General features: G+C 52.6%; 16 protein-coding genes. 5 read left to right on the forward strand and 11 right to left on the reverse strand.

The annotated features are described in order from the left end of the window. Positions 1-72: 72 nt before the first annotated feature. The 11 genes from frlR to tsgA form a co-directional block, all read right to left on the reverse strand. Positions 73-804, reverse strand: a complete 732-nt coding sequence (gene frlR, locus ACJHYR_RS09890) for a DNA-binding transcriptional regulator FrlR (protein ID WP_001276847.1) — start codon at positions 802-804, stop codon at positions 73-75. 99 nt (positions 805-903) lie between these two features. Then, the gene (frlD, locus tag ACJHYR_RS09895; RefSeq protein WP_000853334.1) at positions 904-1,689 is read right to left on the reverse strand and encodes a fructoselysine 6-kinase; all 786 of its coding nucleotides are present in this window, start codon (positions 1,687-1,689) and stop codon (positions 904-906) included. Further along, positions 1,689-2,516, reverse strand: a complete 828-nt coding sequence (frlC, locus tag ACJHYR_RS09900) for a fructoselysine 3-epimerase (RefSeq protein ID WP_000847816.1) — start codon at positions 2,514-2,516, stop codon at positions 1,689-1,691. The genes frlD and frlC overlap by 1 nt, the downstream gene beginning before the upstream one ends. Before the next feature lie 49 nt (positions 2,517-2,565). After that, entirely contained in the window at positions 2,566-3,588 is a 1,023-nt protein-coding gene (frlB, locus tag ACJHYR_RS09905; protein WP_001306312.1) for a fructoselysine 6-phosphate deglycase, read from the reverse strand. A 20-nt stretch (positions 3,589-3,608) separates the two neighbouring features. Further along, positions 3,609-4,946, reverse strand: coding sequence for a fructoselysine/psicoselysine transporter (frlA, locus tag ACJHYR_RS09910; RefSeq protein WP_000535505.1), 1,338 nt, complete (start codon positions 4,944-4,946; stop codon positions 3,609-3,611). A 294-nt stretch (positions 4,947-5,240) separates the two neighbouring features. Further along, a complete protein-coding gene (locus ACJHYR_RS09915; RefSeq protein ID WP_001031834.1) occupies positions 5,241-5,408 on the reverse strand; it encodes a YhfL family protein in 168 nt (55 codons plus the stop codon). Positions 5,409-5,661: 253 nt separating this feature from the next. Next, complete coding sequence (gene cysG / locus ACJHYR_RS09920) at positions 5,662-7,035, reverse strand: siroheme synthase CysG (RefSeq protein ID WP_000349854.1); 1,374 nt, start codon at positions 7,033-7,035, stop codon at positions 5,662-5,664. Between the two features lie 18 nt (positions 7,036-7,053). After that, positions 7,054-7,860, reverse strand: coding sequence for a nitrite transporter NirC (gene nirC, locus ACJHYR_RS09925; protein WP_000493550.1), 807 nt, complete (start codon positions 7,858-7,860; stop codon positions 7,054-7,056). A gap of 125 nt (positions 7,861-7,985) precedes the next feature. Next, the gene (gene nirD, locus ACJHYR_RS09930; RefSeq protein WP_000084764.1) at positions 7,986-8,312 is read right to left on the reverse strand and encodes a nitrite reductase small subunit NirD; all 327 of its coding nucleotides are present in this window, start codon (positions 8,310-8,312) and stop codon (positions 7,986-7,988) included. Then, the gene (gene nirB / locus ACJHYR_RS09935; protein WP_000049213.1) at positions 8,309-10,852 is read right to left on the reverse strand and encodes an NADPH-nitrite reductase large subunit; all 2,544 of its coding nucleotides are present in this window, start codon (positions 10,850-10,852) and stop codon (positions 8,309-8,311) included. Before nirB ends, nirD begins: the two co-directional genes overlap by 4 nt. Before the next feature lie 261 nt (positions 10,853-11,113). Continuing rightward, entirely contained in the window at positions 11,114-12,295 is a 1,182-nt protein-coding gene (gene tsgA, locus ACJHYR_RS09940; RefSeq protein WP_000185232.1) for an MFS transporter TsgA, read from the reverse strand. 270 nt (positions 12,296-12,565) lie between these two features. Between tsgA and ppiA the strand changes: the two genes are divergently transcribed. From ppiA to argD, 5 genes are all read left to right on the forward strand, one after another. Further along, positions 12,566-13,138, forward strand: a complete 573-nt coding sequence (ppiA, locus tag ACJHYR_RS09945) for a peptidylprolyl isomerase A (protein WP_000477225.1) — start codon at positions 12,566-12,568, stop codon at positions 13,136-13,138. 104 nt (positions 13,139-13,242) lie between these two features. Then, positions 13,243-13,410 (forward strand): YhfG family protein, encoded by a 168-nt coding sequence (locus ACJHYR_RS09950; protein WP_000736860.1) that lies wholly within the window; start codon positions 13,243-13,245, stop codon positions 13,408-13,410. Next, positions 13,400-14,002 carry a putative adenosine monophosphate-protein transferase Fic gene (locus tag ACJHYR_RS09955; RefSeq protein WP_001280645.1) on the forward strand — a complete coding sequence of 201 codons (603 nt, stop codon included), beginning with the start codon at positions 13,400-13,402 and terminating at the stop codon, positions 14,000-14,002. The genes ACJHYR_RS09950 and ACJHYR_RS09955 overlap by 11 nt, the downstream gene beginning before the upstream one ends. Positions 14,003-14,033: 31 nt before the next feature. After that, a complete protein-coding gene (gene pabA / locus ACJHYR_RS09960; RefSeq protein WP_000601857.1) occupies positions 14,034-14,597 on the forward strand; it encodes an aminodeoxychorismate synthase component 2 in 564 nt (187 codons plus the stop codon). An 85-nt stretch (positions 14,598-14,682) separates the two neighbouring features. After that, a complete protein-coding gene (gene argD, locus ACJHYR_RS09965) occupies positions 14,683-15,903 on the forward strand; it encodes a bifunctional acetylornithine/succinyldiaminopimelate transaminase (RefSeq protein ID WP_000963771.1) in 1,221 nt (406 codons plus the stop codon). The last annotated feature ends 47 nt before the right edge of the window (positions 15,904-15,950 follow it).

Genomic DNA, 15,950 nt, shown 5'->3' on the forward strand with positions numbered 1-15,950 from the left:
CAGCGCCGGACGGTCCCCTCAACGCGCCAGCATCGCCGGATGCGATGCTGGCGCATCTTATCCGGCCTACGGTTAATGTCTTTTATTATCAATCGTTAAGGTGATGCGGTTGGCGCGGCAGAAGAGTTCGGAGACGTGCACCGGTTTGTCATTCTGATCAAAGGCGATTTTGCTGATGCGAAACAGCGGTTCGCCCAGTTCGCATTTCAGCCATTTTGCCTGCGGGCGGGTGGCGGCAAAAATATCGATAGTCTTTTTATCGCTGACCACTCGCGTGTCAAAACGCTCCTGAAATAACTGATAGGTGGAGCTTCCTTCGACGTAAATCTCATCAAAGTCAGGATAACGCGACAGCGGGATCCATGAACTATCAATAAACAGTGGCTCTTTATCGAGATACATCACCCGGCAAAGATGGAACACTTCGCTGTTACCGGGGATGTTCAGCTTTTCGCAAAACGGCGCGGCGCTGACCCGTTCCTGTTCGATCACTTTCTCTTTCGTCGCCTTGCCTTGTGAGACGCCAAAATCGGTAAAACCACTGACAGTAAGCAGGGCGTTTTCAACTTTCTGGCTTTGTACAAAGGTGCCTTTGCCCTGCCAGCGGATCAGTACGCCGTCTGCCACTAAGTCGCTGATGGCTTTGCGAATGGTAATGCGGCTGACGTTATATTGCGTACAAAGCTCGTTTTCGGTAGGGATCTGTTGCCCGGCCTGGTAAACCCCCTGCGCGATATCATCCAGCAACCGCTGGCGGACGGTAGCGTAGAGGAGTTGATGAGAGTAGCGGTCCGTAGCTGACATAATCGACCCTGAAATAAAGAATGAATTACACGGATTATAGGGTCGTTTTCCGGCAAGTAACAGTACGTTGGCGTGAAGATGCTCACGCCAACGTTATGCCTACCAGGCACCGTGGTACTGAATAGTTTGTGCCGCGCACGCCGTTCCCTGCGCCATCGCCTGCGGTAATGTCATCCCCGCAGACCAGCCGCAAAGGAATCCGGCAATGAACGAATCTCCGGCACCCATGGTGTCGATAACCGTCACCGGTTCAGGAGCCTGACGCCAGAACTGCGCGCCATCCCAGGCAATACTGCCGTTTTCACCCAGCGTGACAATCACCACGCCTGCGCCACGGGCAACAATCGCCTTCATCTTCAGACGTAGAGCTTCGTCTTCTTGCGGCGCGGAGGCAAAGGCAAAATCGAGATGCGGCACCAGTGTCTGCCAGAGCGGGCTGTCCCACTTGTCGGAGAAGTCGAAAGCGGTAAGTTTGCCCGCTGCGTGCAGGTGCGGGAATGCGTCCTCCGCATGTCCCCAGATTGCCGCGTGCACAATGTCATATTGCGCCAGCCAGGCGTAATCCTCTTCGCTCAGGGCAAAGTCGGCCATCACGCCTTCGGTGTAGTCGCCAAAAACGCGATCGTTGTCGTGCAGTTCCACCTGAGTTTGTGCGGTAACGCCGTGTTTCGTATGGACATGGCTGATATCGACGTCCATGCGGGCAAGATCCTGCTTCAGCTTTGTGCCGTAGTCATCATCTCCCACCCAGGTAATGCATCCCGGCTTTATGCCGTAGCGAGTGCAGTACACCGCCACGTTCACCGCATTACCGCCAGAAAACGCTTTATTCAGTTGCGGGTAGATATCGACGCAGTTATCGCCGATTGTCGCCAGGGTTTTCATCACGCCCCCTCCGGCAGCAGCGCGCGAAAGCGTTCCAGCGCCTGGCGAGCGTAGAGTCTGGGTTCGTTCATATACATCGTTACCAGTTCCACTGTGCAGTACCCCTCATAACCCCGGTCGATAATATCGCGCATCAACTCCCGCAGCGGCATTTTGCCTTCGCCGGGAATGTAATGCGTGTCGCTGGCCCCGTCGCTGTCGACAATATGCAAATGACGCAATTTATCGCCCAGTTTGTCGAAATAACTCATCACCGGTTCCGCCTGGACATACGGCGCACAAATGTCGACCATGCTGAACAGACGCGGCGAAGGCACCAGCGTCAGCGCATGGAGCACATCATTGGCATTACACACGACGTTCGATTCATACGGCGTTAACGGTTCGAGGATCAGATCCATGCCGATGTTTTCCGCGTACTCACACAGTTCGCTTAGGTTCTCTGCCAGCCGCCCCCAGATAACGTTAGGCGGCGTGAGATAACCCGCGTGGGCCGCGGAAATCAGCGTATAACCGGCGTTCATCTCTTTTGCCATATCCATCGCCAGCTTGATCATGTCGAGGCTTTCGCGACGCATATGTTCATCGCCCAACATCATGTTATACGGATAGCCATTAGTTTCTGGCGTATAACCGATAATCGGCATCTGATACGTCTGCGCCAGCGCTTTAATGTGTTTGATGCCGCCCGCTTTTAAGTCCGGCGCGAACGCGTGCGGGCGACCGCCCCAAATTTCAATGCCGTCGTAACCCAGCTCGCTTGCATCACGGAATGCGTGTTCAATAGGCAGCCGCTGGTGGCCGCAGGTAAACATACCTGTTTTCATCGGGTAACTCCTTGCGTAAATCCGGCCCGTTGCCGGGCCGGGAGAGGGATTAATATTCCACCAGACCACCGTAATAGCGGCGTTCATCCGGGTTGTGATCTTTATAAATAGACAGGTAGTAGCAGAGCCACTCCATCGGCACAAACATCAGGAACGGTGCCAGCCACGGGTGCAGCCCTTGCGAAATTTCGGCGTAATCAATGACGATTACGTTGTCAGTACGCTGTTTAACAAAGTTAATGGCGCGTTCGGTGGTGTGGCGACTTTCGTCAATGCCGAGCAGGAACAGGAACGGAACGCCCGGCTCGACAATTTCCAGTGGGCCGTGGCGGAACTCTCCGCTTTCGATCACGCAGCCGTGCGTCCAGGTAAATTCCATTAGCGTTACAATGCCTTCTTTGTAACCCAGCGGGCGCAGCGGACCTGCAGCAACCGTATAAATCATCGGCCACTGGCTGGCCTGTTCACCAAGCTGGCGGCCTTTTTCTTCCCAGGTGCGTACCAGATGACCGAGTGCATTCGGCAGCTGTTTGAGATCGTTTTTGATCTTGCCGATTTCCGCGTTCGGCGCGAGGCGGGTGATCATCTCCAGCACCACGCTGTAGCAGAGCAGCAGATGAATTTCCCAAATACAGTCGGCCTGATAATCAATGCTAAATTCCGCCGCCGAGGTAATCGGGCTATCCGCGCGTTTGGTGAATGCCGCAGTAAGCGCGCCGCAGGCCCGCCCCAGCTCCAGCGCTTTGATTACCTCTTCTGTTTTACCGTAGTCAGAAACGCCAATTACTGCGCAACGATCGTCGAGGCGATACGGGGTGTTATCGCAGAACTCCCAGCCGGAAATGGCGTAGACCTGAAGATCGGAAAAGCGATCCGCCAGATGTTTCGCCGTTTGCGCCGCGTTGAGTGGCGATCCGCAGGCAACGAAATAAATACGATCAATGTCGCGCTTCACCATCTCTTCCACGATGGCATGCACCAGCGGAACGTCATGGCTGAGAACTTTTTCCACTTCCTGAACCATATTTTCGGTGACCAGAAAGTCCACGGTGCTTTTATCAATATCCAACATTTTATTTTCTCCAGATAACATTACGACAAAGCGTTGAGCTGGCGGCTACGCTTCGCCCAGAAGGCGTAAGCAGGCAGACCAGTGGCAATAACGATGACGGCGCAGATAAGGCCGGGAATCGGTGCCCAGACAAAGGTCGAGGCGACCAGAATGAGGCTTGATGCAATGGCGAGGGTGGTCATCAGTCCGAAAGCCGGAGTCCGCCACAGCGGTTTGTAATCGTCGCGTTTACGACACCAGATGATGGAGCCGAAGGTGAGGGTATTTTTGAAACACATCACCAGGGTGAAATAACCCAGCAGGCTGGTGAGATCGGAAACGAAGATGAAGAAGATCCCCAGCGCCCCTTGCAGGATGATGGAGACATCCGGCGTGTTGTATTTCGGGTGCACATGGCCGAAGCATTTGAAGAACAGATTGTCTTTTGCCATCGCATATTCCAGCCGCGGCTGGTACATCACGCAGCTGGAAAGCGAGCCAAGAATGACGATCATCGCCGTGATAGCCACGAAGATCCCGGCGGTGCTGCCGAGTGCGGGGATCCAGGTCAGGGCGTCGGAAATCGGCGTTTCAGAATTGGCGAGTTTGTCGAAGGGCATCAGGCCGGAAATTACCAGCGCCAGCAGGGTGTAGAGCACCAGAACCAGCAGACAGGAACCAATCAGCGCTCGTGGCATGGTTTTACCGGGGTTTTTGATTTCGCCGGTCATATAACAGATGGAGGCCATGCCGGTATACGACCAACTGGTGGCAGAGATCCCCGCCAGCAGCGCCATAAAGCTGCCCGTTGCGCCAATCGCAGTGGTGGTAGGCGCGGCAAAATTCTCCGCTTTAAACCAGAAGATCCCAAGGCCAATGACGATAGTGAACGGGATAATTTTGGCGATGGTGATCAGCGTCTGAAACGCTGCGCCACCTTCGACGGAGCGCAGGTGCAGCAGCATAAAGGCGATAATTAATCCGGCGGCGATAAATTTACCGAGCAGAGGATCGATAGGCGTTAAAAAGCCAAGATTGCTGACAATCGCCAGCGCCATGATTGACAGCGAAGGCGCATCGTTGGCCCAGAAGCTGGCCCAGCCGGAGAGGAAAGCCAGCGGTCGGCTTCCGGCATTTTTCAGATAAACATAATCTGCGCCATTTTCCGGATAAGCGGTTGATAGCTCCGCATAGACGCACATTTGCGGGATCACAATTAATCCGCCGATGACAAACGCGAGCACCGTCAGCCACGGCGTGCCCGCCGCTTTTGCCACTTCACCCACAGATACAAAAATACCGGAGCCGACGGTTGTCCCGACGGCGATTGCAAGAACGGCCCAAAATCCGAGCTTGCGTTGGAGTTCCTGGCTTCCCATAGCGATACCTTTTTCTTGTCCAACACGTTGTAGGGGAGAGTTTGCAGTCATTTAAAAGGTAACATGACAATGCATGATGAATATAACAACATATAATGTTATGTAATGTGGAGGAAGATCACAAAATTTCGCACAGGATTGCGCTGTGGCTAATGGGTGTAGTTATCCAATTGAAATTAAAGTGAAAATATTTTTACGGGCGGGAGCAAGAAGGACGTAGAAACAAATACGCCCTCGGAAAATCCAGAGGGCGTCGGGCAATTAAACCGGCGTTAGCCGATTTCTGTCATAGACTTACTGTGCAGTAGGACCGCAACCGCCAATGATTTTAGAAATAGAAATTGCCGGGTGCAGCAGGTAGTCGTAAGAGCAGTTCTTATCACGGTTTTCAATATGACCAGTACATGCAGTTAACGTAGCCAGTACTGCACCTACCAGTGCAACTTTAATAAATTTGTTCATTTACATTCCCTATGTATTATATATTGATTAATATTCATTGATTATATGAATATAAGCAGACTACTCATTAAGAACGATACAGGAATATTTAATCGGCGTCAGTGAGTGAATGACTTAATTTTGTAAGTCGCTGTAACGTTGAATATAACGAGTCAAAAATAAATGATGTTTGTTAATGAGTTATATTTTTATCTGCTGAATATATAAAGAGACTTGTAAACAAAAAGGCCAGAATTCTCTGGCCCTGGTTAAATTAATGGTTGGAGAACCAGTTCAATTTATCGCGCAGGCCAACGACCCGACCAATAATAATTAATGATGGGCTGTTCATTTGCTGCGCCAGTTCGCCCAGCTGCGAGAGTGTACCGTCAATCACGCGCTGCGTGACTGCCGTTCCGTTTTCGACAATCGCCACCGGCATATCGCCAGGCATACCGTGTTCAATCAGCTTTTGCTGAATAGTCGCGGCCTGATTCAACCCCATATAGAACACCAGCGTCTGTTTTTCTGCCGCCAGGTTTTCCCAGTCCAGTTCGCCACCGGTTTTTAAGTGTCCGGTAATTAAGCGTACGCTCTGGGCATAATCGCGATGCGTGAGCGGAATACCCGAATAGGCAGAGCAACCAGAAGCTGCGGTAATACCCGGAACCACCGAGAACGGAATGCCCGCGTTGCACAGTGTTTCCAGCTCTTCGCCACCACGACCAAAAATAAACGGATCGCCGCCTTTCAGCCGCACCACGCGTTTGCCTTTTTGCGCTTCCCGCAGCAGGATCTGGTTAATCTCTTCTTGCGGTACGCAGTGGTATCCCGCGCGTTTGCCGACGAAAACGCGATCCGCATCGCGGCGTACCAGATTCATAATATCGTCAGAAACCAGACGGTCGTAGACCACCACATCTGCCTGCTGAATTTGTTGCAGACCTTTCAGCGTCAGTAGTCCTGCATCGCCTGGACCTGCACCAACCAGCACCACTTCACCGCGATGATCGAGCGGTTCATTGATTAACTGTTCGGTCGTTTCGGTAATGGCTTTCTGATCGTTGTTTGCCAGCGACTGCGCCAGACGGTCATTAACGAACAGTTTTTCCCAGAAACGGCGACGTTCACCCATTGTAGCGAACTGCTGTTTTACCCGACCACGTAACTGCCCGGCATATTTCGCCACCTGACCCAGATGCAGCGGCAGCAGTGATTCGAGTTTTTCGCGCAACAGGCGCGCCAGAACCGGTGAGGTGCCGCCAGAGGAGACCGCTACCATGAGCGGTGAGCGGTCAATAATTGACGGCATAATAAAGCTGGCGGCTTTCGGCGCATCGACCACGTTACAGAAGATGCGACGAGCTTCAGCGGCTTCACTGACGCGCTGGTTAAGCGCGTCATCATCCGTCGCAGCAATCGCCAGCCAGCAGGTGTCGAGAAGGCTTTCATCAAATGGCCCTTCGACGAGGGTTAACATGCCTGCATCTGCCCATGCGGTGAACTGTGGAATAAACGCTAATGCATTCACCGTTAAGCGAGCACCCGCGTCTAACAGCAACCTTGCTTTGCGTTCCGCGACATCACCACCGCCGACAATCAGACAGTCGCGATCGCGTAATTGGCAAAATATAGGCAAATGATCCACGTAAAAACCCCTTAGTAATTAACCGGCAGCTGTTTCAGTTTGATTAAATTTGTCCGCAACCGGACGATTCGCTTTCGGCGTAGCATACCAATAACCCAATCCCATGAATACGGCACCCGATAAAGTATTACCCAGCGTCACCCACAGCAGGTTATGACCAATACCCGCCAGCGTGTAGGCTTCGCTGTGGTTGCCAAACCAGGAGAGGGCGAACAGCGTCATGTTAGCGATGGAGTGCTCGTAGCCGGACGCGATAAATGCCAGCAGACACCACCAGATAGCGATAAATTTCGCCGCCCCTTCAGTGCGCAGCGCCATCCAGATTGCCAGGCAAACCAGCCAGTTACACAATGCACCTTTGAAGAACAGTACCATTGCCGGTGCAGTGGTTTTTGCCAGCGCGACGGAGTGAACGATGCTGGTATCTACCGGCAGCAGGCTACCGCCGCCCCAGCTATAGAGCATGGCAACGAAGACGGAACCGACCAGGTTACCCAGCCAGGTTTGCGGCAGGATTGCCCACATTTGCCCGTGGCTGATAGTGCCCGCTTTCACCCCAAAGGTGAGGAACATGGTGTGTCCGGTGAACAGTTCAGAACCGGCGATAATCACCAGCGTTAAGGCTATACCAAAGGTCGCGCCCATCACCAGCGGACGTATGGACGGATCGAGCAAATTACCGAGCGTGAAAATCAGGATGATCCCAAGACCCACATACGCCCCCGCCATTGCGGAGCTGACCCAGAAGCCGAGCGGGTTATTTGCCGACAGGCGTGCAATGCGCGCAGCGTTAGCCGCACACTTATTAATAGTGTCTGTAAACATTTGATTATCCTTTAAAAAATAAAAACAAAAAATAAAACAAAAAGTTTAAAAAATGTCCTGCAATATACCGAAGGTCATTACAGGACCATGCAAAAAGGGGAGGCATTGCGCCTCCCGTTAAAACATTAACCGCGCAGCTGCACCACGCCGTCTTTCACACGTGCTTCGTAGTGTTTGACGGAAAACTGTTCGTCTTCCATGCACAAGCCATCACTTAAGCGAAAACGCTGTTTTTTCAGCGGGCTGGCGACCCACAGCTCGCCCTGGTGTTCCGCAATCAGCCCGCGTGACAGCACGCTGGACTCGAAGAACGGATCAATGTTGCTGATCGCAAACACCTGGTCGCTGTGATACGGGCGGAAAATCGCTACCTGCTCGTCACCTAACAGCGCGCAGACGCCGGTTTCAGGCAGGATGTCATCGATTTTGCAGATGTCTTTCCACTGGCTCATGCGTTGTCCTCCACCAGAGTTACCGGGATACGTTCATACGGCGTTGCCGGACGGTGCTGTTCGCGCTCTGGCACCATCTGCACGTTCGGGTCACGCTTGTCGCTGTTGATGAAGTGTTTGAAGCGAGTCTGCGCAGACGGCGTATTGACCGTTTCAGTCCACTCACACACTACCGCTTCACGCAGGCGCGCCATCTCTTCTTCCAGATGAGCGTTCAGCCCCAGTTTGTCGTCAATGATCACCGCTTTCAGGTAATCGATGCCGCCTTCGAGGTTTTCTAACCACGGCGCGGTACGCGTCAGTTTGTCGGCGGTACGGATGTAGAACATCATGAAGCGGTCGAGATATTTGATCAGCGTTTCGCGATCGATATCCGCTGCCAGCAGATCCGCATGACGCGGTTTCATGCCGCCGTTACCGCAAACATACAGGTTCCAGCCTTTTTCGGTGGCGATGATACCCACGTCTTTACCCTGGGCTTCTGAACATTCACGGGTACAGCCGGAGACACCGAACTTCATTTTGTGCGGCGTACGGATGCCTTTGTAGCGGTTTTCCAGTTCCACGCCGAGGCCGACGCTGTCGCCAACGCCGTAGCGGCACCAGGTGCTACCCACGCAGGTTTTCGCCATACGCAGTGCTTTCGCATAGGCATGACCGGTTTCGAAGCCAGCTTCAATCAGTTGACGCCAGATCTCCGGCAGATCGTCTTTCTGTGCGCCAAACATCGCCAGGCGCTGAGAGCCGGTGATTTTGGTGTAGAGATTAAATTCACGCGCGATACGACCCACTGCCATCAGCCCTTCCGGGGTGATTTCACCGCCCGGAGAACGCGGGATCACCGAGTAGGTGCCGTCTTTCTGGATGTTAGCGAGGAAGTTGTCGTTAGAATCCTGCAGCGGAGTATGTTCCGGCTTCAGAATGTATTCGTTCCAGCAGGAGGCCAGCAGCGAACCGACGGTTGGTTTACAAACTTCACAACCGTAGCCTTTGCCGTGTTTCGCCAGCAGTTCTTCGAAGGTTTTAATGCCTTCAACGCGGATCAAATGGAACAGTTCCTGACGCGAATAAGCAAAGTGTTCGCACAGGTTGTTGTTAACTTCGATGCCCTGTTTCGCCAGTTCCGCGTTCAGTACCTGAGTGACCAGCGGGATACAGCCACCGCAGCCAGTACCCGCTTTGGTTTCAGCTTTCAGCGCCGCAACTGTGTGGCAGCCTTTGTTGATAGCAGCAATCAGGTCGCCTTTGGTGACGTCGAAGCAGGAGCAGATTTGCGCGCTGTCCGGCAGTTTATCAACACCGATAGACGGCTTACCGCTACCCGAGTGCGCCGGCAGGATCAGAGAATCCGGGTTTTCCGGCAGCTCGATAGCGTTCAGCACCAGTTGCAGCAGGTTACCGTAGTCGCTGGTATCGCCCACCAGTACCGCACCGAGCAGGGTTTTGTTGTCTTCGCTGACAATCAGGCGTTTGTAGATCTCTTTGCTTTCGTCGAGGTAAACGTAGCTACGTGCGCCAGGCGTGCGACCGTGCGCATCACCAATACCGCCTACGTCTACGCCCAGCAGTTTCAGCTTGGCGCTAAGGTCAGCACCTTCAAAGGCGTTTTCGCTGCCAAGAATATGGTCAACGGCGACCTGCGCCATTTTGTAGCCTGGTGCTACCAGACCAAATACACGGTTGTTCCAGCTTGCGCATTCACCGATGGCGTAGATATCCGGATCGGAAGTCTGGCAGGAATCATTTATGACGATACCCCCACGCGGAGCAACGTCCAGACCACACTGGGTTGCCAGCTTATCGCGCGGACGGATACCGGTAGAGAAGACGATAAAGTCGACTTCCAGTTCGCTGCCGTCGGCAAAACGCATGGTTTTACGCGCTTCAACACCTTCCTGCACAATCTCAAGGGTGTTTTTGCTGGTGTGAACGCGCACGCCCATACTTTCGATTTTGCGACGCAGCTGCTCGCCGCCCATCTGATCAAGCTGTTCCGCCATCAGCATAGGGGCAAATTCGATAACGTGGGTTTCAATACCTAAGTTTTTCAGCGCGCCAGCGGCTTCCAGACCTAACAGGCCGCCGCCAACAACGGCACCGCGTTTGCTGCGACGGGCGCAGGATTCAATGGCGTTGAGGTCTTCAATGGTGCGATAGACAAAGCAGTCCTGGGTATCAGAACCTTTGATTGGCGGGATCCACGGGTAGGAACCGGTCGCCATGATCAGCTTGTCATAAAAAACGGTGCGCCCGGCGCTGGAGTGAATCACCTTCTCCTGACGGTTGATGGTGATAGCGCGTTCGCCGACCAGAACTTTGATGCCGTGTTTCTCGTAGAAGCCTTCGCGCACCAGCGACAGCTCTTCGGCGGTGTGGTGAGAGAAGTAAGACGAGAGGTGTACGCGGTCATAAGCGATGCGCGGTTCTTCACAGAAAACGGTAATATCAAAGTTGGCCGCATCAGATTTATCAAGAAGATCTTCGATAAAGCGATGGCCGACCATACCGTTACCGATAATTGCGAGTCTGACTTTGCTCATTTTTGCCTCGATTTCTTTTCTATTACCGCCTACCTTAACGATTCAGCAACCCCGCTTATTGATGTAAATCAAATTCACCTTTATATACTCCTTAAGGGGTATGTTGCTGATTTGTATAAATTTTCTTAAGTCACGGAATTGTCTGACATTTCATGTTTGTGCAAAAAACAGACAAATTGAACGGGTTTATAGAAATAGATGCACGTAGCGGGGTTAGAGAGGAAAAGGCCGGACGACGATAGTGCCGTCCGGCATGAGCAATTAATGAGAGGTCAGGGTGTTATGCTGACGGTGACGGCTGACGAAACCTAACAGGAAGCACATCACAAAGACGACAGCGTACAGACCGTTTGCTGTAAGCAGTGCCGCCTGCGGACCGCTATGTTCAACAATCGGCCCGGTAACCACAAAGGTCAACATAGTACCGATGGTCCCGCAGGTCAGGACAAAGTTAACCAGTTTTGGCGACGGTACTTTGGTCTGCTGTGAACCCAGGGTGATGATGGTGGTATAGATCGCGCTGGAGAAGAAGCCCAGGGCGAGAATTGACCACGCCATATGTGCCGGTGTTCCGGTGTTAAAGACGTACATCAGAATCGCGGCCAGACCCGCCAGTACGGTCAGGATACGTTGCAAATCAAAGAAGCGAAGAATAAAGCTGAACGCCCACATGCCGACCATGTATGACATCCAGAAGTTACTCACCAGCGTACCAGCATCATTCAGGCTCATGCCCAGGCCTTTGGCATACTCAGGCACCCAGGAGATAAAACCTAACTGACCGAGGATGTAGCACAGTGCCGCAATGGAGAGAAACAGCACGCCGATCCCCCACTTTTCTTTCTCTACCGGAGCATCCGTTTTTGGTGCATGTTTGCCCAGTGCCGGGAACTCACAGCCGAAGGTCAGAATAAAAATAGCGACATACACCAGCCCGATGCAGGCATAAACCCAGTACCACTCAATGCTGCGCGCCAGTAGAAACGCGGCGATCATTGGGAAAATCATCCCAGCCATACTGAAGAAGGAGTCGGTAAATAACAGGCGGGAACCGCGCTGACGCCCTTCATACATTTGTGTTATCAGGAATGTACCAATCGACATGGTGATGCCGCTGACCACCCCGAGAATGAACATCGCCGCCGAGAACAGCGCCAGGCTGTGGCTGAACATCAAACCGGCAACCGCCAGCACCATCAGGAGAAAGCCAAAACGTAACTGCGTTTTCAACGGGACGATTTCCATCAGCCAGGCGTTGAGGAAGATAGAGATTAAAATGCCGGCGTTGAGGAAGGTGAAGGTATTACTCATACTGGAAACAGGCAGATTGAAATAATCGGCGATATTTCCCATCACCATCCCGGTGACAATAACCAACGCACCGGTCAGTGCGTAGGAGAGAAAGCTAATCCATGTGAGCTTGATGCGATTGCTGTTAGTCATGATTGGCCTGCGTTCAAAAATAAAATGGCATAGCGGGCTATGCCGCGAGCGGGCGATTTTAGGTGATTTTGTGATCTGATTAAATGTTTTATTGCAATCGGTTGCTAAATTGCATTTTAAGAGGTGATTTTTATCACAGAATAAAAAGTGATCGTCAGGTTACATATATTTCAGATACGTAAAATTAGGTAAAGGGATGGCCTTGTTCTTGAAGGCTATTTAGAATCTCTTCACTTGCTTTTTTTCTGCTCTGTTTGTTAAGGAAATCTCATGTTCAAATCGACCCTGGCGGCGATGGCTGCTGTTTTCGCTCTTTCTGCTCTTTCTCCCGCAGCAATGGCAGCGAAAGGGGACCCGCACGTATTGTTGACAACCTCAGCTGGTAACATCGAACTGGAACTGGATAAACAAAAAGCGCCAGTGTCTGTGCAAAACTTTGTCGATTATGTGAACAGCGGTTTTTATAACAACACTACCTTTCACCGCGTCATTCCTGGCTTTATGATTCAGGGCGGCGGTTTCACCGAGCAGATGCAGCAGAAAAAACCAAACCCGCCAATCAAAAATGAAGCCGATAACGGCCTGCGCAACACGCGTGGCACCATCGCGATGGCGCGTACCGCTGACAAAGACAGCGCCACCAGCCAGTTCTTTATCAACGTTGCCGATAACGCCTTCCTTGACCACGGTCAGCGTGATTTCGGTTACGCGGTATTTGGTAAAGTGGTGAAAGGCATGGACGTTGCCGATAAGATTTCCCAGGTGCCGACTCATGACGTTGGTCCGTACCAGAATGTGCCGTCAAAACCGGTAGTTATCCTTTCCGCTAAAGTCCTGCCGTAATGATTTCTCGCGCGGGCAATCTTGCCCGCGCTTCTGCTCTCCCGGCGTAACCCAGATTTGCCGCTTATACTTGTGGCAAATGGACACGTTCAGGGAGGCATCAAGTGAAGAAACTCACCGATAAGCAAAAGTCCCGTCTCTGGGAGCTTCAGCGTAATCGTAATTTCCAGGCCAGTCGCCGTCTTGAAGGCGTCGAGATGCCTTTAGTCACTCTTACTGCCGCAGAGGCTTTAGCGCGCCTTGAAGAGCTGAGGAGGCACTATGAGCGATAAATTCGGCGAAGGGCGCGATCCGTATCTTTATCCTGGCCTTGATATCATGCGTAACCGGCTGAACATCCGCCAGCAGCAGCGGCTGGAACAGGCCGCTTACGAAATGACGGCGCTGCGTGCTGCGACCATTGAGCTTGGTCCGCTGGTGCGCGGTTTACCGCATTTGCGCACTATCCATCGCCAGCTGTATCAGGATATTTTCGACTGGGCGGGGCAATTGCGTGAAGTTGATATTTATCAGGGTGATACGCCGTTCTGCCACTTTGCCTATATCGAAAAAGAGGGCAATGCCCTGATGCAGGATCTGGAGGAAGAAGGTTATCTGGTTGGCCTGGAGAAAGAGAAGTTCGTCGAGCGGCTGGCACATTACTATTGTGAAATCAACGTGCTGCATCCCTTCCGTGTGGGAAGCGGACTGGCACAGCGGATCTTCTTCGAGCAACTGGCGATTCATGCGGGCTACCAACTGAGCTGGCAGGGTATCGAAAAAGAGGCCTGGAATCAGGCAAATCAGAGTGGGGCAATGGGGGATCTCACCGCACTGCAGATGATATTTAGCAAAGTGGTAAGCGAAGCCGGGGAATCTGAGTAAAATAGCGCGGTTCTTTCGTACCGGAGCCGCCATGATCCTGCTTATAGATAACTACGATTCTTTTACCTGGAACCTCTACCAGTACTTTTGTGAACTGGGGGCGGATGTGCTGGTTAAGCGCAACGATGCGTTGACGCTGGCGGATATCGACGCCCTTAAACCACAAAAAATTGTCATCTCACCCGGACCCTGTACGCCAGATGAAGCCGGGATCTCGCTTGACGTTATTCGCCACTATGCCGGGCGCTTGCCGATTCTTGGCGTTTGCCTCGGTCATCAGGCAATGGCACAGGCATTTGGCGGCAAAGTTGTGCGCGCAGCAAAGGTCATGCACGGCAAAACCTCGCCGATTACACATAGCGGTGAGGGCGTATTTCGGGGGCTGGCAAATCCACTTACCGTGACACGCTACCATTCGCTGGTGGTGGAACCTGACTCATTACCAGCGTGCTTTGAAGTGACGGCCTGGAGCGAAACCCGCGAGATTATGGGGATTCGCCATCGCCAGTGGGATCTGGAAGGTGTGCAGTTCCACCCGGAAAGTATTCTCAGCGAACAAGGACATCAACTGCTGGCTAATTTCCTGCATCGCTGATTTCTGATTGCTATTAAGTGATTTTTTATGCATATTTTGTGATTATAATTTCACATTGGTTTATGCGTAACAGGGTGATCATGAGATGGCAATTGAACAAACAGCAATTACACGCGCGACTTTCGATGAAGTGATCCTGCCGATTTATGCTCCGGCAGAGTTTATTCCGGTAAAAGGTCAGGGGAGCAGAATCTGGGATCAGCAAGGCAAGGAGTATGTCGATTTCGCGGGTGGCATTGCAGTTACGGCGTTGGGCCATTGCCATCCTGCGCTGGTGAATGCGTTAAAAACCCAGGGCGAAACTCTGTGGCATATCAGTAACGTTTTCACCAATGAACCGGCGCTGCGTCTTGGGCGTAAACTGATTGAGGCGACGTTTGCCGAACGCGTGGTGTTTATGAACTCCGGCACGGAAGCTAACGAAACCGCCTTCAAACTGGCGCGTCATTACGCCTGTGTGCGTCATAGCCCGTTCAAAACCAAAATTATTGCCTTCCATAACGCTTTTCATGGTCGCTCGCTGTTTACCGTTTCGGTGGGTGGGCAGCCAAAATATTCCGACGGCTTTGGGCCAAAACCGGCAGACATCATCCACGTGCCTTTTAACGATATCCACGCAGTGAAAGCGGTGATGGATGATCACACCTGTGCGGTGGTGGTTGAGCCGATCCAGGGCGAGGGCGGCGTGACGGCAGCGACGCCAGAGTTTTTGCAGGGCTTGCGCGAGCTGTGCGATCAACATCAGGCATTATTGGTGTTTGATGAAGTGCAGTGCGGGATGGGGCGGACCGGCGATCTGTTTGCTTACATGCACTACGGCGTGACGCCGGATATTCTGACCTCTGCGAAAGCGTTAGGCGGCGGCTTCCCGATTAGCGCCATGCTGACCACGGCGGAAATTGCTTCTGCATTTCATCCTGGTTCTCACGGTTCCACCTACGGCGGTAATCCTCTGGCCTGTGCAGTAGCGGGCGCGGCGTTTGATATCATCAATACCCCTGAAGTGCTGGAAGGCATTCAGGCGAAACGCCAGCGTTTTGTTGACCATTTGCAGAAGATCGATCAGCAGTACGATGTGTTTAGCGATATTCGCGGTATGGGGCTGTTAATTGGCGCGGAGCTGAAACCACAGTACAAAGGTCGGGCGCGTGATTTCCTGTATGCGGGCGCAGAGGCTGGCGTAATGGTGCTGAATGCCGGACCGGATGTGATGCGTTTTGCACCGTCGCTGGTGGTGGAAGATGCGGATATCGATGAAGGGATGCAACGTTTCGCCCACGCGGTGGCGAAGGTAATTGGGGCGTAAATACGACGCATCAGGCAAAAGATGTCGGATGCGGCGCGAACGCTGTA

It is taken from the genome of Escherichia sp. WS1450, assembly GCF_046487395.1.
In the GTDB taxonomy this organism is placed as follows: domain Bacteria; phylum Pseudomonadota; class Gammaproteobacteria; order Enterobacterales; family Enterobacteriaceae; genus Escherichia; species Escherichia coli.

Coding starts and splice junctions, on each gene's coding strand:
- tsgA (WP_000185232.1), bottom strand. CDS start 12,295: ATGACTAACAGCAATCGCATCAAGCTCACATGGATTAGCTTTCTCTCC.
- ppiA (WP_000477225.1), top strand. CDS start 12,566: ATGTTCAAATCGACCCTGGCGGCGATGGCTGCTGTTTTCGCTCTTTCT.
- nirD (WP_000084764.1), bottom strand. CDS start 8,312: ATGAGCCAGTGGAAAGACATCTGCAAAATCGATGACATCCTGCCTGAA.
- frlA (WP_000535505.1), bottom strand. CDS start 4,946: ATGGGAAGCCAGGAACTCCAACGCAAGCTCGGATTTTGGGCCGTTCTT.
- frlD (WP_000853334.1), bottom strand. CDS start 1,689: ATGAAAACCCTGGCGACAATCGGCGATAACTGCGTCGATATCTACCCG.
- pabA (WP_000601857.1), top strand. CDS start 14,034: ATGATCCTGCTTATAGATAACTACGATTCTTTTACCTGGAACCTCTAC.
- nirC (WP_000493550.1), bottom strand. CDS start 7,860: ATGTTTACAGACACTATTAATAAGTGTGCGGCTAACGCTGCGCGCATT.
- frlC (WP_000847816.1), bottom strand. CDS start 2,516: ATGAAAACAGGTATGTTTACCTGCGGCCACCAGCGGCTGCCTATTGAA.
- nirB (WP_000049213.1), bottom strand. CDS start 10,852: ATGAGCAAAGTCAGACTCGCAATTATCGGTAACGGTATGGTCGGCCAT.
- frlR (WP_001276847.1), bottom strand. CDS start 804: ATGTCAGCTACGGACCGCTACTCTCATCAACTCCTCTACGCTACCGTC.
- frlB (WP_001306312.1), bottom strand. CDS start 3,588: ATGTTGGATATTGATAAAAGCACCGTGGACTTTCTGGTCACCGAAAAT.
- ACJHYR_RS09915 (WP_001031834.1), bottom strand. CDS start 5,408: ATGAACAAATTTATTAAAGTTGCACTGGTAGGTGCAGTACTGGCTACG.
- argD (WP_000963771.1), top strand. CDS start 14,683: ATGGCAATTGAACAAACAGCAATTACACGCGCGACTTTCGATGAAGTG.
- ACJHYR_RS09955 (WP_001280645.1), top strand. CDS start 13,400: ATGAGCGATAAATTCGGCGAAGGGCGCGATCCGTATCTTTATCCTGGC.